This is a genomic window from Labrys sp. E2SS-1L (genome assembly GCF_057073705.1).
Genome location: NZ_CP172712.1, coordinates 4428704 through 4445242 on the forward strand (window position 1 = coordinate 4428704; position 16539 = coordinate 4445242).

The 16539-nt window shown below is 63.1% G+C and carries 14 protein-coding genes; 11 read left to right on the forward strand and 3 right to left on the reverse strand.

Translation table 11 applies throughout. From position 1 onward, the window contains the following. Positions 1-302: 302 nt before the first annotated feature. The 7 genes from ACIGJE_RS20700 (at position 303) to ACIGJE_RS20730 (ending at position 9764) form a co-directional block, all read left to right on the forward strand. Positions 303-2222 carry a bifunctional 5-dehydro-2-deoxygluconokinase/5-dehydro-2-deoxyphosphogluconate aldolase gene (locus ACIGJE_RS20700; protein WP_311935516.1) on the forward strand — a complete coding sequence of 640 codons (1920 nt, stop codon included), beginning with the start codon at positions 303-305 and terminating at the stop codon, positions 2220-2222. A 165-nt stretch (positions 2223-2387) separates the two neighbouring features. Then, positions 2388-4214 (forward strand): 3D-(3,5/4)-trihydroxycyclohexane-1,2-dione acylhydrolase (decyclizing), encoded by a 1827-nt coding sequence (gene iolD / locus ACIGJE_RS20705; protein WP_415081781.1) that lies wholly within the window; start codon positions 2388-2390, stop codon positions 4212-4214. Positions 4215-4322: 108 nt separating this feature from the next. Continuing rightward, positions 4323-5213 (forward strand): myo-inosose-2 dehydratase, encoded by an 891-nt coding sequence (iolE, locus tag ACIGJE_RS20710; RefSeq protein ID WP_415081587.1) that lies wholly within the window; start codon positions 4323-4325, stop codon positions 5211-5213. Between the two features lie 129 nt (positions 5214-5342). Then, positions 5343-6137, forward strand: a complete 795-nt coding sequence (iolB, locus tag ACIGJE_RS20715; protein WP_311945137.1) for a 5-deoxy-glucuronate isomerase — start codon at positions 5343-5345, stop codon at positions 6135-6137. Between the two features lie 435 nt (positions 6138-6572). Then, positions 6573-7316: an outer membrane protein gene (locus tag ACIGJE_RS20720; protein WP_415081584.1), complete on the forward strand. Its 744-nt coding sequence runs from the start codon at positions 6573-6575 to the stop codon at positions 7314-7316. A 321-nt stretch (positions 7317-7637) separates the two neighbouring features. Further along, positions 7638-8474, forward strand: coding sequence for a methyltransferase, TIGR04325 family (locus tag ACIGJE_RS20725; RefSeq protein ID WP_367623192.1), 837 nt, complete (start codon positions 7638-7640; stop codon positions 8472-8474). Positions 8475-8867: 393 nt separating this feature from the next. Then, the gene (locus ACIGJE_RS20730; protein WP_415081580.1) at positions 8868-9764 is read left to right on the forward strand and encodes a hypothetical protein; all 897 of its coding nucleotides are present in this window, start codon (positions 8868-8870) and stop codon (positions 9762-9764) included. A 29-nt stretch (positions 9765-9793) separates the two neighbouring features. Here the strand turns inward: ACIGJE_RS20730 and ACIGJE_RS20735 are convergent, their stop codons facing one another. Then, positions 9794-10804 carry a S1C family serine protease gene (locus ACIGJE_RS20735; protein WP_394309425.1) on the reverse strand — a complete coding sequence of 337 codons (1011 nt, stop codon included), beginning with the start codon at positions 10802-10804 and terminating at the stop codon, positions 9794-9796. Between the two features lie 245 nt (positions 10805-11049). Here ACIGJE_RS20735 and pdxY point away from each other — a divergent pair, with 245 nt between their 5' ends. The 3 genes from pdxY to ACIGJE_RS20750 all read left to right on the forward strand — a co-directional run bounded on the left by pdxY (position 11050) and on the right by ACIGJE_RS20750 (position 13673). Beyond that, a complete protein-coding gene (gene pdxY / locus ACIGJE_RS20740; protein ID WP_311945013.1) occupies positions 11050-11898 on the forward strand; it encodes a pyridoxal kinase PdxY in 849 nt (282 codons plus the stop codon). A gap of 175 nt (positions 11899-12073) precedes the next feature. Next, on the forward strand, positions 12074-12976 hold the full coding sequence (locus ACIGJE_RS20745) for a PhzF family phenazine biosynthesis protein (protein ID WP_415081575.1): 903 nt from the start codon (positions 12074-12076) through the stop codon (positions 12974-12976). Continuing rightward, positions 12969-13673, forward strand: a complete 705-nt coding sequence (locus ACIGJE_RS20750; RefSeq protein WP_415081573.1) for an NUDIX hydrolase — start codon at positions 12969-12971, stop codon at positions 13671-13673. Before ACIGJE_RS20745 ends, ACIGJE_RS20750 begins: the two co-directional genes overlap by 8 nt. Before the next feature lie 9 nt (positions 13674-13682). On the opposite strand, the gene ACIGJE_RS20755 is transcribed toward ACIGJE_RS20750, so the two are convergent. Then, a complete protein-coding gene (locus ACIGJE_RS20755) occupies positions 13683-13940 on the reverse strand; it encodes a hypothetical protein (protein ID WP_415081571.1) in 258 nt (85 codons plus the stop codon). Between the two features lie 382 nt (positions 13941-14322). On the opposite strand from ACIGJE_RS20755, the gene leuA reads away from it, so the two are divergent. Beyond that, the gene (leuA, locus tag ACIGJE_RS20760) at positions 14323-16029 is read left to right on the forward strand and encodes a 2-isopropylmalate synthase (protein WP_483678633.1); all 1707 of its coding nucleotides are present in this window, start codon (positions 14323-14325) and stop codon (positions 16027-16029) included. 78 nt (positions 16030-16107) lie between these two features. On the opposite strand, the gene ACIGJE_RS20765 is transcribed toward leuA, so the two are convergent. Beyond that, positions 16108-16425, reverse strand: coding sequence for a putative hemolysin (locus ACIGJE_RS20765; RefSeq protein ID WP_415081567.1), 318 nt, complete (start codon positions 16423-16425; stop codon positions 16108-16110). Positions 16426-16539: the final 114 nt, after the last annotated feature.

Below are 16539 nucleotides of genomic sequence, written 5' to 3' on the forward strand. Positions count from 1 at the left end.
CATGCCACCGAATCGCGGCCATGCACGCAAAAGCGGGCGGCGGCACAGGCTTCACGTCAAAATATGGCATTTTTATTCTATATTGACAACATAATAGAATATATGTTTCATTTTTGAAGCGCCGATCGAAGGGATGAAGCAACCGCCGCAAGGCCCGCCGACGCGCGAGACAACAACAAGGCGACAGGCCGGCACGCAGTCGCCAAGAGGAAACGTTTAGAGCCGGCCGTTTCCGCCCGTTGCGGTTGCCTTGTGCATCCGCTGTTCCATGGCGGGCCGGTCCGTCTGTCTGGAGGTCAAGCATGAGCACGCCCGCACTCGATGTCATCACGATCGGCCGCGCTTCGGTGGATCTTTACGGCCAGCAGGTCGGCGGCAGGCTGGAGGACATGTCCTCCTTCACCAAGGCCGTGGGCGGCTGCCCCGCCAACATCGCCATCGGCACGGCGCGCCTCGGCCTGAAATCGGCCCTGATCACCCGGGTCGGCGACGAGGCGATGGGACGCTTCATCCGCGAGCAGATGCAGCGCGAGGGCGTGGCGACCGAAGGCATCCACACCGATCCCGCTCGCCTTACCGCGCTGGTCATCCTCGGCGTGCGCGACGAAAAGCAATTCCCTCTCATCTTCTACCGCGACAATTGCGCCGACATGGCGCTCGACGAAAGCGACGTCGACGAGGCCCTGATCGCCTCTGCCGCCGCCATCGTGGTCACCGGCACGCATTTTTCCCAGCCCAACACCGATGCGGCCCAGCGCAAGGCCATCCGCCTTGCCAAGAAGCACGGCCGCAAGGTGGTGTTCGACGTCGACTACCGGCCCAACCTCTGGGGCCTCGCCGGACATGGGGCGGGCGAGGAGCGCTATATCAAGGCCGATCACGTCACCCAGCATCTGCAGACTATACTGCCCGATTGCGACCTGATCGTCGGCACGGAAGAAGAACTCGCCATTGCCGGCGGTTCGGAGGACACGCTCGAGACGCTGCGGCGCATCCGTTCCATCTCCGACGGCACCATCGTCTGCAAGCGCGGCCCGATGGGCTGCGTCGTCTTTCCCGGTGCCATCCCGGCCAGCCTGGATGACGGCATTCGCGGGCCGGGATTTCCGGTTGAGGTCTACAACGTCCTTGGTGCTGGCGACGCCTTCCTGTCGGGCTTCCTGCGCGGGTGGCTGCGCGGCGAGCCGCTCGAAACCGCCTGCGCCTATGCCAATGCCAGCGGTGCCTTCGCGGTCTCCCGCCTGCTCTGCTCGCCCGAGATCCCGACCTTCACCGAACTCAGCTATTTCCTCGAACATGGCAGCAAGGAACGGGCCTTGCGCAAGGATGCTGCCATCAACCATATCCATTGGGCCACCACCCGCCGCCCGGCCGCTGAGGGGCTGATGGCGCTCGCCGTCGACCACCGCGCTCAGATGGAAGCGATGGCGGACGAAATCGGCGTATCTCGAGAGCGTATCTCCGCCTTCAAGGCCCTGGCGGTCAAAGCTGCCGCCAGGATCGCAGGTGGGCGGCCCGGCTTCGGCATGCTGATCGACGGCATCTATGGCCGCGAAGCCTTGTTCCGCGCGGCCGATCACCCCTTCTGGATCGGCAGGCCGGTCGAGCTTCCCGGCTCCCGCCCCCTGGAATTCGAGGGTGGCCCCGATGTCGGTACCAGCCTGATCGAATGGCCGGTCGGACACACGATCAAGTGCCTCTGCTTCTATCATCCCAGCGACCCCCCTGCTCTCAAGGAGCAGCAGGAGCGCCAATTGCTGCGTCTTCACGCGGCTGCACGCACGGTGGGCCGCGAATTGCTGATCGAGATCATCGCGGGCAAGCATGGTCCACTCGAAGACGACACGGTATCGAGCGTGGTGCAGCGCCTCTACGACCTCGGCATCAAACCCGACTGGTGGAAACTGGAGCCACTGAAGACCGCCGCGGCCTGGCGCGCCGTCGCCGCGGTGATCGAGCGTAACGATCCGCTCTGCCGTGGCATCGTACTGCTTGGCCTGGAAGCACCGGAGGAGGACCTCGAGGCTGCCTTCGCCGTGGCTGCGAGTGAACCGATGGTGAAGGGCTTCGCCGTCGGACGCACCATCTTCAATGAACCGGCCCGTGCCTGGCTGCGCGGGGCTCTCAGCGACGATGATGCGGTCGACGCGATGGCAACGCGTTTCGCCAGGCTGGTTCAGGCCTGGGAGAGTGCCTCGGGACAGGCTGCGGCGGCCCAATAGCACTCGCGAAGCAGCTTCGCGCTGGCTATGGTCCGGCATTCCAAGCGAGGTCCGCAAGGGGCCTCCACTTCTCGACAAAGACATTTGGAGCAGGCCACTCAACCATATTGACAGTTGAGTCCAATATGCTCAGGGAGAGATTTCGTGGCAACCATCCGTCTCACAATGGCCCAGGCCCTGGTCCGCTTCCTCACCGCTCAGAAGACAGTCGTCGACGGGCAGACGGTGCCGATTTTCGCTGGTGTCTTCGCCATTTTCGGCCATGGCAACGTCGCCGGTATCGGCGAGGCCCTCTACCAGGCGCGCGAGACCCTGCCGACCTATCGTGCCCACAACGAGCAGTCGATGGCCCATGCCGCCACCGCCTATGCCAAGGCGATGCGACGGCGCCGCATGATGGCCTGCACCACCTCGATCGGGCCGGGCGCCACCAATCTGGTCACGGCCGCGGCGGTTGCCCATGTCAACCGCCTGCCCCTCCTCCTGCTGCCCGGCGACGTCTTCGCCAATCGCCGGCCGGATCCAGTGCTGCAGCAGTTGGAGGATTTCGGCGACGGCACCGTCACCCCGAACGATGCCTTCCGGCCCGTCTCGCGCTATTTCGACCGCATCACCCGCCCCGAGCAGATCATTCCGGCCCTGGCACGGGCGATGACGGTGCTCACCGATCCGGCCGATTGCGGGCCGGTGACCCTCGCGCTATGCCAGGACGTGCAGGCCGAGGCCTATGACTATCCCGCTTCCTTCTTCGAAGAACGAGTCTGGACGAGCCGGCGTACCCGCCCCGACGAAGACGAGTTGGCCGCCGCGGTCACCGCCCTGAAGGCCGCCCGCAAGCCTGTGATCGTCACCGGCGGTGGCACGCTCTATTCGCAGGCTGAAGGCACTCTCGCCACCTTTGCCGCCAAACATGGTATTCCGATCGGTGAAACCCAGGCCGGCAAGAGCGCCATCGCGCTGGACGACCCGCTCGGCATGGGCGCCATCGGCGTCACCGGCACCGGTGCTGCCAATGTGGTGGCCGAGGAAGCCGACCTGGTGCTGGCCGTGGGGACCCGCTTGCAGGATTTCACCACCGGCTCCTGGGCTCTGTTCAAGGCCGACACGCATCGCATCGTCGGCCTCAACACCCAGCCTTTCGATGCGAGCAAGCACCGCGCCTTGCCGTTGGTCTGCGATGCCAAGGTCGGGCTGGAACTGCTCTCGCATGCCCTCGGCGACTGGAAAGCGCCGACGTCATGGACGGACAAGGCGATCGCAGGCCGCGAAGCATGGCTGAAGACGGCCAGCCGCTACACCGACGCCAGCAATGCCGAACTGCCCTCAGACGCCCAGGTCATCGGTGCCGTGCAGCGGGTCGGCAAGCCCACCGACATCGTGGTCTGCGCCGCCGGCGGCCTGCCCGGTGAGCTCCACAAGCTCTGGCAGGCAGGCGCGCCCGGCGGCTATCATATGGAATATGGCTATTCCTGCATGGGCTACGAGATTGCCGGGGGGCTCGGCGTGAAGATGGCCGAGCCTGACCGCGAGGTCATCGTCATGGTCGGTGACGGCTCCTATCTGATGGCCAATTCCGAAATCGCCACCTCGATCATGGCCGGCGCCAAGCTGACCATCGTGGTGCTCGACAACCGGGGCTATGGCTGCATCAACCGCCTGCAGCGCGCAACGGGCGGCGAGAGCTTCAATAACCTGCTGCGCGACACCCGCCACGACGTGCTGCCGGACATCGACTTCACCGCCCACGCCGCCAGCCTCGGCGCGCACGCCGTCAAGGTGAAGAGCCTGGCCGAGCTGGAGGCTGCCGTCACTGCCGCGCGCGGGCACAGCCGCACGTCTGTGGTGGTGATCGATACCGATCCCTTGGAATCAACCGATGCGGGCGGGGCCTGGTGGGACGTTGCCGTCCCCGAGGTTTCCCAGCGCCGCGAGGTCGAGGCGGCCCATGCGGCCTATGTCCAGAAAAAAGCCCTACAGCGCGTGGGCGACTGAGCATCACCGGGGGGCAGGTCTTCAGACCCGCCTTCTCCCCGACTCCCACCCATAAGAATGCCGGGTCTGAAGACCCGCCCCCGAACCCAATATTCCTGGAGCCTATCCATGCCTATCCGTATTGGCGCCAACCCCATCGGCTGGTCGAACGACGACATGCCCGAAATCGGCGGCGACACCCCGCTTGAAACCTGCCTGGCCGAGGCCAGGGAAGTCGGCTTCGAGGGCATGGAGCTCGGCAACAAGTTTCCGCGCGAGGCGAACGCGCTCAAGGCAGCCCTTGCCCCCTTCGGCCTCGCCTGTGTCGGCGGCTGGCACTCGATCGAATTGCTGACCCGGGACGAGCACGCCGAGTTCGCGGCAACGCGTGCCCATATCGACCTGCTCAAGGCGATGGGCACCAGCGTCTTCATCGTGGCCGAGACCTCCAACGCCATCCACGGCGACAAGGCCAAACCGCTGTCGCAACGCCCTGTCATGGCGTCCGCGGACTGGGCCGAATACGGCCGCCGCATCACCGCCTATGCCGAGCTGCTGAAGGCCGAGGGGTTGCAGCTCGACTATCACCATCACATGGGCACGATCGTGCAGTCGCAGGCCGACATCGATGCCTTCATGGCGGCGACCGGCCCCGCCGTGCACCTCCTGCTCGACACCGGCCATGCCACCTGGGGCGGCTCGGATCCTGCCGATCTCGCCCGCCGCTATCGCAGCCGCATCAGCCATGTCCACACCAAGGATGTGCGAGCCGAGGTCAGGGCGCGTTCGGATACGCAGGATTGGAGTTTCCTCGATAGTGTGCTCGCCGGTGTCTATACGGTTCCCGGCGACGGCATGATCGACTTTGCCAGCGTATTCCGCGAACTCCAGGGCTATTCCGGCTGGGTCATCGTCGAGGCCGAACAGGATCCCAAGAAGGCCAATCCGCTGACCTATGCCAAGGCCGGCTATGCGCATCTGCGAAAGGTGCTCGGCGAGACGGGATTGAAGGCAGCCTGACGAGAGCGCGCGTTTTGGCAAAAGACGCGCTTTTATTCCAACCCTGTGGTTCGATGCGTTCTTCCGATCGAAAAGTCGATCGGCTTTTCAGGAAAACGCCCCGGCAGCAATGAGCCCGAGGAGGCCATCATGTCGAAACTTCTCCTCAAGCCTGGCAAGTCCGGCTCGCGTATCCACCAGGTCACGCCGCAATCGGCCGGCTGGACCTATGTCGGTTTCGAAGTCCACGAGCTTGCGGCCGGCGAAAGCCTGAGCGCCGAGACGGGCGCTACCGAGATCTGCCTGGTATTGGTGGCCGGCAAGGCCTCGATCAAGGCCGGCAGCCAGGATTTCGGCGTGCTGGGCGAGCGCAGCAATCCCTTCGAAGGAGCGCCCTGGTCGGTCTACATTCCCGCCGGCTCGAACTATGAGGTCAGGGCTGAAACCCCCGTCGAACTGGCCGTCTGCGCGGCACCGGGCACCGGTGCGCTGCCGGCTCGCGTGATCGGTCCCGACCAGGTCGGGCAGGAAACCCGCGGCAAGGGCTCGAACACGCGCCATGTCCGCAACATCCTGCCCGAATGGGAACCGGCCGAGAGCCTGCTTGTGGTGGAGGTGATCACCCCCTCCGGCAATTGGTCGAGCTATCCGCCCCATAAGCACGATCAGGACAATCTGCCCGCAGAGAGCCAGCTGGAAGAAACCTATTATCACCGCTTCAACCCGGCGCAGGGCTATGGTGTCCAGCGCGTCTATACGGACGACCGCTCGCTGGACGAAGTGATCGCTTTTTCAGATCGTGACGTCGTGCTCGTGCCGAAGGGTTATCACCCCGTCGGTGCCGCTCACGGCTATGACCTTTATTATCTCAATGTCATGGCTGGTCCCAAGCGCATCTGGAAATTCCACAACGATCCGGACCACGCCTGGCTCGTCCAGGCCTGAGGTTCACTCGACCGATACTTCCCAGCCGACGATCCATTCTTCCCAGGCCCGCCAGCTCCAAGCTCGCGGGCCTTTTGCTATTTCACGATGACGGTAGGTTCGAATACTCACCGACAAAAAGATACTGACATAATACCTTCGAGGTAGAGCCTCTGTCCGCTTGGGCTCAAAACCCCTCCCCCATCGATAGCAAGGTCTACGTCTCCATAAGTCGTTTGGAACCAATTGAAGGTTAATATTTCTAAATAATGAGCTTTATTTCACCTAAAGCTAGGACATACTCCCCGAATTTTCAATTGCAAGCATCGTAGAATGGCAATTATATACCGCCATCTCCACGGCATCTATAAAAATGAACCCAGTGTGGCTTTCTTGTTACAGACTCAACGTCCGAGAAACGTCACTATTCGGAAAATGTTGTTAGGACATGTAGCCATGAAAATTTCTGCCGCAGCTCTGGCAATCCTGCTTTCCTCAACGGCTGCCTACGCCGCTGATCTCGCTCCGCAGCCCGTCGAACCGATCGCGCCAGTGGCAGCCCCCTATTCCTGGACCGGCTTCTACGGCGGCGTTCAGGCCGGCTATAATTGGGGCAAGTCCGACTATTCCAACTACCGCATTTCAGATGGTTTGTGGGATTACAAGGGTAAGATCGACGCCAAGGGCTTCACCGCCGGCGTCTATGCCGGCTACAATTATCAGTTCGAGAACAATCTGGTTGTCGGCCTCGAAGGCGACATCAACTATGATTCCGCAAAGGGCAAAGCACACGCCAGGGGAAATCTGAACTTTGACGAACCCGGCGTCGTACCCATCACTGCCACAACGCAGGAAGCAAAGTTGAAATGGGATGGCTCGGCCCGTCTGCGGGTTGGCTACGCCATCGACCGTTTCCTGCCCTACATCACCGGCGGTGTTGCCTTCGGGAAGTACGACTATAATCCCACGTGGAGAGTCGACAGCTCACTGCGTTATTCAAGCACCCATATTGGCTGGACTATCGGCGCCGGTCTCGAATATGCCGTCACCGACAATCTGATCGCGCGTGTCGAGTATCGTTACACCGACTATGGCAAAAAGGATTATCTGGACTACGCCGCCTCCGCGGAGGGTAGGTTCAACGACCGGATCAATCTGAAGACCCACACGATCCGCGTGGGCCTCGCCTACAAGTTCTGATCGGCCCTGCCCTCCTCGCTATCCATTGATAGCGAAAGCCAGGAGGAATTGATGCGCGCCGACGACGTCGGCGCGTTTCTTTTTGCGCGTTGGTAATTGGGGTAGGCTCCAATCCATTGCCCCTATCGGCTTTCACACTATTCAAGCCGACATGATGATCGACGACGATCCACTTTCATTGCACGCAATTAATCTTCATGCTCCGATCGAGATGAAGCAAATCGGGCCCGACTACAGTATGAAGGCATGGCTTCGTCCGTGGTGACGTCGAAACTCGACACCCGGGATCGCCAGCATGATACCCCTACCGCCAGGACTTCCATGAAACAGCTCTTCAAGGCCCTCATGATGCACAGCGCCATTGGCGCCTGGCTGGGGAAACTGCCCTTCCTGAAGGGACTCTACCTCCGGCATGTCTGGGCCGGCCGGATGGATCTTTTCTACGGGCTCTTCGGCAGCTACGCCGAAGCCGAGCGCTTTTCTGCCAATATCGGCAAGGTCGGCTGGCATGACGACACACTCGCCGAACTGCTGGTCCGCGATGCGGAAGTCGAAGCCCCAACCCTGTTCCAGACCTCGCAATTCGCCGTCATGCTGTGGCTGTCGAAGCTCCTCCAGCCGGGCAGCACGGTGGTCGACTTCGGTGGCGCCGGCGGCATCTTCTATGAATTATGCGAGCGTTATGGCCTCCTGAAGCCGCCCCTGAGCTGGCATGTGGTCGACATGCCCGACATGGTCGAGCGCGGGCGGCAGCGCCATGCGAGGCTCGGCTCCACCATGATCAGCTTCGGGTCGGAACTGGCAGAGGCGCCAGCCCCCGACATCATGCTCATGCTGGGCATGATCCAATATCTGCCGGATCCCTTCGGCGAGCAGGGGCCCGGCATTCTGGACACGGTGCCGGCCTTGCCCGAACATATTCTGATCAACAAGATTCCGATCTCAGACGCCCCCGATGCCTGGACGGCCCAGAACCACGTATCCTCCGTCATCCCGTGCCGGCTGTTCAATCGCGCGAAGTTCCTGGCCTATTTCGAGGCGCGTGGCTATCGCCTGCAGGATCGCTGGCTGGTGCCTGAGCTCCAGGCCGAAATCCCCTTCCATCCCGAGCGCACACTGACCTATTTCGAGGGGTTTTATTTGCGCCGGCAGGCCTGAGCAGCGTTCGAGCCCCGCCTGTTCCTCCTGATCGGTGCCGTGGCTCGACCGGAAGGAACAGGCTTGGCCAAACTGCAAAATCGTCCCCTTCGCGGAATGGCAGCCCCCTCGTGCCTGCGGCGGCGAAGCTCCGCCTTTGTGAGGCGATTCCCGCCTCCAATCGCCAAAAGAAGTAGACGGCGCCCCATCGCAGGGGTCTTGCAACCGACCAAATAAGGGCTGTCTTACGTTCGGATAACCCCCTCCGTACAATTCGGAGTACCCTCAGTATATCCAAACCTATCCACTAAGACCGCTACACTTCACATTTTTCCCAGCTTGTAACCGTCGATCGCAATAAGCAAGATACTTTCAAAATTAGTGCATGTCTTCTTTTCACGAATGGTCCCGGCCATGAGCCTTTCCGCCGACGAACTCATCACCCTCGATGCCGATGGTTATCGCGCCGCCTACGATCGCGTACCCCTTGCCTTCGAGCACGGCCTTCATCGCCTGCCGATGTTCCAGCCCGACGCGCTGGCGGCTCTGGCCGAGCGTTATGCCGACAGCCCGCAGGATTATTTCATCGCGGGATCGGCGCCGACACCGGGCACGAAGTTCTATGACGTCGAGCAGAACCGGGCCAGGCCGCACGAGGTCCTGGCGCAGTTGGGCAATGCACCCGCCCGCGTCCTGCTGAAACGCCTGGAGAACCACGATTCCGGTTTTCGCGACCTGCTGGACACGCTCTTCCGCAAGGTCACCGCACTCCGCGGCGGCCTGGGCGACGAGAGGATCGCACGGCTCGAATCCGCCCTCTTCATTTCCTCGGCCGCATCCACCACACCCTTCCATTTCGATCCGGAAATCACGCATTTCTTCCAGATCGAGGGGCCGAAGCATTATCACGTCTTCCCGCCCAACGTGGTGGAGGAGAGCGATCTCGAACGCTTCTATGTCAGGGGCACGGTGAATATCGGCCAGCTCGATCTCGAAGGCTGCGACCCCCAGCAGGAGCATGTCTTCGACCTCGAGCCGGGCCGCGGCTTCCATCAGCCGCAGGATGCCCCCCATTGGGTGCGGACCGGCGGCGTGCGCAGCATCTCCTACGCCTTCTCCTTCGAGACCAATGCCAGCCGTGGGCGCGGGCGCGTCCGCGCTGCCAATCGCTATCTGCGCGCCATCGGCATGCATCCGCAGCGCCCGGGTCCCAGCCCGAGCGCCGATCGGGCCAAGGCCGCCGTCATGCAGGTTGTCACGCCGACATTGCGAAGCGTACGCAAGGTCGTCAGGCAGGTGTCGGGACGCTGAGGCGGATCAGCGCAGGCGGCCTGCCGCCCTCATGATCCCTGCCGCTCCCGCGGCATCACGTCGAGGGAGCGGGGTTTGCCGTTGCGCAACACGTCGAAGCGCGTCGACCTGCCTATCCGCTCCTCGCCGAGCAGCCGGATGAGATCGTCCACCGCAGCGACGCGGCGTCCGTCCAGGGCGACGATGATATCGCCCATCAGCAGTCCGGCACTGTCCGCCGGGCCACCGGCTTCGGCCGTGGCGATCATCACGCCGACGCCCTGATCGATGCCGGCCGCCATCTGCACGCGGCGGGCGATCACCGCCTGCTGGGCGGCAATGCCGATGGAGGCGCGCCGCACGCGGCCATGCCGGATGAGCTGCCCCATCACGAAGCTCGCCGTGTTCGACGCCACCGCAAAGCAGATCCCCTGCGCGCCCATGATCACGGCCGTGTTGATGCCGATGACCTCGCCGAGCGTGGAGACGAGGGGGCCGCCTGAATTGCCCGGGTTGAGCGCCGCATCGGTCTGGATCACGTCGTCGATCAACCGCCCGCTCTTGGCGCGCAGCGAGCGTCCGAGTGCGGAGATCACCCCGGTCGTCACCGTGGCCTCGAAGCCGAGAGGGTTGCCGATGGCGATCGCCACCTGCCCGCGCCGCAACAGGCTGGAATTGCCGAGCCGCGCCGAGGGCAGACTGACCGGCTGCTCGATGTGGACGAGGGCCAGGTCCGTATCGGGATCATCACCGATCAGGCGCGCATCGAAATGACGGCCATCCTGGGTTTGCACCGAAACGCGGGCGGTCCCCTGCGCGACGTGGCTGTTGGTGAGTACCAGGCCGTCCGGTGAAAGGATGACGCCGGAGCCGGACCCTGCCGGCTTGCCGCCCTTGCGGATGTCGAGCTTCACGACGGCGGGACCCACGCGTTCGGCGACGTCGATGACGGTGTTCGAATAGGCGTCAAGCAACAGCCCGTCTTCGGGCGTGGAAAGGGATGATGTCTGTTGAGGATGCGTATCCTCGTCCAAAATCACGGAGGGTGTATCGTCGAGCAACATGGTATCGACCCAAGACAAAGAAATTGAATACTGAGCACCGATATGGGAATGCCGCCGCCTTGCGGAAAGTCCCCTTCCCCCCGCCCCCGGCATGGCGGAAAAGCGGGTTCCCTTGGCTTTGCATAGCTGCGCTTGATCGAAACGATCAAAAATGATCATGACCGGCGGCATCGACGGACCGTTGCGCTCGGCTCGAATTTCGTCTGTTGTGCTGGTCCCTCAGTGTGCTTGTCCGAGTCACCATGAACATCCTGTCCATTCAGTCCTGGGTCACCTATGGCCATGTCGGCAATGCCTCGGCGGTTTTCCCGATGCAGCGCCTGGGCTGCGAGGTCTGGGCCATCCATACCGTGCAATTTTCCAATCACACCGGCTACGGTGCCTGGAAGGGCCGGGTCTATGACGGCACCATGGTGGATGAACTGGTCGAGGGCCTGGCCGAGCGCGGTGTCCTGCCCCTCTGCGATGGCGTGATCTCCGGCTATATGGGTTCTTCCGATATCGGCAACGCCATTCTCGCCGCCGTCGACAAGGTGCGCAGCGCCAATCCGGCCGCCACCTATTGCTGCGATCCGGTGATCGGCGACATCGGCCGCGGTGTCTTCGTAAGGCCGGGCATTCCTGAATTCATGCGCGACCAGGCCGTGCCGGCCGCTGATGTCATCACCCCCAACCGCTTCGAGCTCGAATATCTGGCCGGGCGGGAGGTACGCAGGCTCGCCGATGCCAAGGCCGCGGTGACCGCCCTGCATGCCGTCGGCCCCAAGGTGGTGCTGGTGACCTCCCTCGACACCGACGACACGCCGGACGACGCCATCGACCTGCTGGCCTCGGACGGCAACGGCTTCTACAGGGTGCGCACGCCCCGGCTGGGGCTCGACATCAATGGAGCGGGCGACGCGATCGCCGCACTGTTCAACCTGCACTGGAAACGCTCGGGCTCGGCAGCCGAAGCGCTGGACCTTGCCAGCGCCTCGATCTACGGCCTGCTCAAGCGCACCGCCGAGGCCGGCTCGCGGGAAATCCTCACCGTGGCGGCCCAGGATGAATTCGTGACGCCGAGCCGTCGCTTCGAGGTCGTCGCGGTATAGGGCAAAATGCGACTTCTCGCACGTTGCTCTAACTCTCTGTTTTGACGCGTTTTCTTGATCGAAAAGGCTATCAGCTTTTCTGGAAGACGTTTTCGTTTCCGCCGGATCGTCCGCGCGCAGAGCCCTGCCCTACAGGTACGGTCCTTCATCCCTTTGCCTTGCGAGGAACCTTCTGATGCCCCGTCGTTTCTATACGCTCGATGTCTTCGCCGACCGTGCCCTGGCCGGCAACCCACTCGCGGTGGTGCTCGATAGCGAGGGACTTGATGCCCCCGCGATGCAGCAGATCGCACGCGAATTCAACCTGTCGGAGACTGTCTTCGTCCTGCCACCGGACGACGGCCGTCATCGAGCCCGCATCCGCATCTTCACGCCGGGCCTCGAAATGCCCTTCGCCGGGCACCCTACCGTTGGCACGGCCGTGCTCCTGGCACTGCTCGACCATGACCGCAAGCCGGGTGACTATCTGTTCGGGCTGGAGGAGCAGATCGGAATCGTGCCCTGTGCGGTCTCGCTCAAGGATGGCAGCGCCTATGCCCGGTTCGACATTCCGGCCCTGCCGACCGAGCGTGGCGCACCGGCAGCCACGAACCTGATCGCCGAAGCGCTCGGCCTGAGCGAACATCAGATCGGTTTCGAGAACCACCATCCCACCGTGTTCGGCACGGGTTTCCCCTATACGTTCGTGCCTGTCCGGTCGCTGGAAGCCATGGGACACATCCGCATCAATACCAGCCTGTGGACGGAGGCTTTCGGCCAGGAGGGCCTTGGCGCGGCCTATGCCTATACGCGCCAGACCGCCCAGGCCGGATCGAGCTTCCACGCCCGCATGTTCTCGCCCGGCGATGGCATCCCCGAGGACCCCGCCACCGGGTCGGCCGTGGCCGGGCTCACCGGCGTGATTGCCCGTTTCGATGATCTCGCCGACGGCACTCGGCATTTCCGCATCGAGCAGGGCTTCGAAATGGGCCGTCCTTCCCTGATCGACCTCACCATGACCATCAAGGGCACGCGTCTGGCCGGAGCCTCGATCGGCGGCGCAGCCGTGATCGTCAGCGAGGGAAGCCTGCATGTCTGAGCCGGAGATCGTCGAGCTCGACGCCATCGATTGCCGCCTGGAGCAACGGCCCTGGCGGTTCGCCGAGGAGAATGCCGAAGCGATAAGAGCGCATTGGCAGAAGGTGATCGAGGCCAAGCCGGCGAGCTTCAATGGCAAGATCCTGCTGCTGCATCGCTGGCAGATCATGGGACGCCGGTTCAGCGGCGCCTATCTGATGACCGATTATGCCAGCTTCCTGGCCTGGCGGGATTTCGGCATGCCGGGCGAGGCCCGGTGGAACTGTTTCGCCATGGCCGCGCTCGAGGCCGCCGACGGCGCCTTCCTGCTCGGCGAGATGGCCGAGCATACCTCCAATGCCGGAGCGATCTATTTCGCGGCCGGCACCCCGGACCCCTCCGACCTCGATGGCGATATCGTCAATCTCGCCGGCAGCGTGACCCGCGAACTGGAGGAGGAGACCGGGGTCACCACGGCCGACGTCGAAATCGCTTCCGGCTGGACCGCTGTTTTCCACGGCCCGCGCATCGCCCTGATGAAATCGGTGCGATCACCCCTGTCTTCGGTCGAGCTCAAGGACGGGATCGAGCGCTTCCTGGCCGAAGACGAGAGGCCGGAACTCGAGCGCATGCATGTCGTTGCGTCATCGGCCGACATCCGCGCCGATCGCATGCCGGCCTTCCAATGCGCCTATCTGGCGCATCGGCTCGATACCTGACGGCACGCCTTAGCGAACGGGATAGCCGTGGCGGCGCTGCGTCGAGGAAATCAGCGCCTGGGCCTTGGCGTCATCGCCGGCGCGGCAGGCCTGGCCCGCGTCGGCCAGATCCTTGCTCATCGCATCATGTACCTTCTTGTCGGCAAAACCGGTCTTCACGTCGCCGTCGATGACGCGCTGCACGAAGGCAATGCGCTCGGAGCAGGAAGCGGCCAAGGCCGACGATGACGAGATCGCCAGCAGGGCGAGACAGATCAGGAAACGCATCGGGTAGGTCCATTGGTTGATGTCCTGTGATCGCAGGCAAGCGCGTCGCTCTCAAGTCCTTGCATCCACCTCTCCACCGCAAAGGCATTTTGGCGTCGTGCCCGTCGCGGCATTTCCCCTTGCCCCCTCCATCACAGCACTGTACAAGCCCTTGCACCTGATGGCTCCGGGCCATCACAGGAAAGGGATCGAGCCGTGGCGATATCGCCCGCCAAATTCGAGACGCTTGCGCATCCGGCGCCGGCGCTCGCGCTCGCCCTCCTTTCCGGCCTCCTCCTTAGCCGCCCCTGAGGGCCGGCCGGGCTTCAGCCTGGGCGCTCAGGGGAATACGATCGCGGTCGACTAGCCTCGCCGCCCCTTTCTTTGGCTAAGAGTTTTCGACATGACATATGCAGGCAAGGTTTCTCAGTTTTCCGCTCCCAAGGTTGACGTCGCCGCCAAATACAAGCCGTGGCCGCCGATCGACCTGCCGGACCGCCAATGGCCCTCCCGTGCCATTACGCAGGCGCCGACCTGGTGCGCCGTCGATTTGCGCGACGGCAACCAGGCGCTGATCGAGCCGATGGGCCACGAGCGCAAATTGCGCATGTGGGACACGCTCGTCGGCATGGGCTTCAAGGAGATCGAGGTCGGCTTTCCCTCGGCCTCGCAGACCGATTTCGATTTCGTTCGCTTCCTGATCGAGACGGGCCGCATTCCCGACGGTGTTGCCATCCAGGTGCTGACGCAGGCGCGCGAGGAATTGATCCGCCGCACCTTCGAGAGCCTGAAAGGCGTCAAATGCGCCATCGTGCATCTCTACAACTCGACCTCCGAGCTGCAACGCCGCATCGTCTTCCGCCAGGACCGCGCCGGCATCCGCGACATCGCCGTCAACGGCGCCAAGCTGATCATGCAGCTCACCAAGGAACTGGGCATGGAGGCGAATATCCGCCACCAATATTCGCCCGAGAGCTTCATGGGCACCGAACTCGACTTCTCCAAGGAGATCTGCGAGGCGGTGATGGACGTCTACCAGCCCACCCCCGACAACAAGCTGATCCTGAATCTGCCGCTCACGGTCGAAATGTCGACGCCCAACGTCTATGCCGACCAGATCGAATGGATGTCGCGCAACATCAAGAATCGCGACAGCGTCATCATCTCGCTGCATCCGCACAATGACCGTGGCACCGGCGTGGCGGCGACCGAGCTCGGCCTGATGGCCGGGGCGGACCGTGTGGAGGGCACGCTGTTCGGCAATGGCGAGCGCACCGGCAATGTCGACCTCGTCATCCTGGCGGGCAACCTGATCATGTCGGGCGTCGATCCCCAGGTCGACATCTCCGACGTCAACGGCCTGGTGCGCGTGGCCGAGCATTGCAACCAGCTGCCGATCCACCCGCGCCATCCCTATGCCGGCGAGTTGGTGTTCACAGCCTTCTCCGGCTCGCACCAGGACGCGATCAACAAGGGCTTCAAGGCAATCGAGACGGCGACCTCGCCGGTGTGGGAAGTGCCCTATCTGCCGATCGACCCGAAGGATCTCGGCCGTTCCTATGAGGCGGTGATCCGCATCAATTCGCAATCCGGCAAGGGCGGCATCGCCTATATCCTGGAAAAGGAACACGGCATCGAATTGCCGCGCCTGCTGCAGGTCGAGTTCTCGAAGGTGGTGCAGGGCATCGCAGACGGCGAAGGCATCGAGCTCGGCGCCGACCGGCTGTGGAATGCCTTCACCCGCGAATATATCGACAACGGGCGCTACGCTTTCCTCTCTCACCAGATCGTCGGCGACACGGAGAGCGAGGAGCGAACCATCACCGCGCGCATTCGCGATGAAGGTGTCGAAAAGACCATCACCGGCGTCGGCAACGGCCCGATCGATGCCTTCGTAGCTGCGATGCGGGCCGAGAGCGGTCTCGACTTCGATGTCGCCAATTATCGCGAGCACGCCATGGGCTCTGGTGCGAATGCGGCGGCCGTGTCCTATGTCGAATTACGCATTGCCGACGGCTCCACCTTGTTCGGCGTCGGCATCGACAAGGACACCACCAAATCGGCCCTCAAGGCTGTGACTTCCGGTGTGAACCGCATCCTCAAGCGCTGATCGGCAACCTGCTTGCCACAAAAAGGAAGCCGGCCCTGAGGCCGGCTTCTTTCTTGCTGAAGTCAGGAAAAACCGCCCTTACTGAGGTAGGGTCGCCTGCGGCTGCCGGTTGGCGCTGCGATAGAGCTTCCATTCGTCGACGCGCCGGCCATCCGGCAGCTGGCAATCGGCCCGTTGGCCTCTCGCCGACTGCACGGGGATGGACCTGCCGCCCTGCTGCGCACAATAGGTCGAGGCCGGATTCGCCATGCCGGGCGCCTGTGGCGTCGCCATGCCGGGCGTCGGCGGTGCTGCCATGCCGGCCGCCTGCGGATCCGCCATCGGATCTTGTTGGTTAGAGACACACCCCGTCACGATGAGGCAGGCGAATACCAGCGGATAGAACATCTTCTGCATGGTACCTCCAGTGCTTTTCGATGGATGGATTGAGGAGCGTGTCCGTGCCGCATGAGGAGCAGCGCACGATGCGAACAGCGTCCGCATCATCCTGGGACGCTCCGGTCAGGGGAC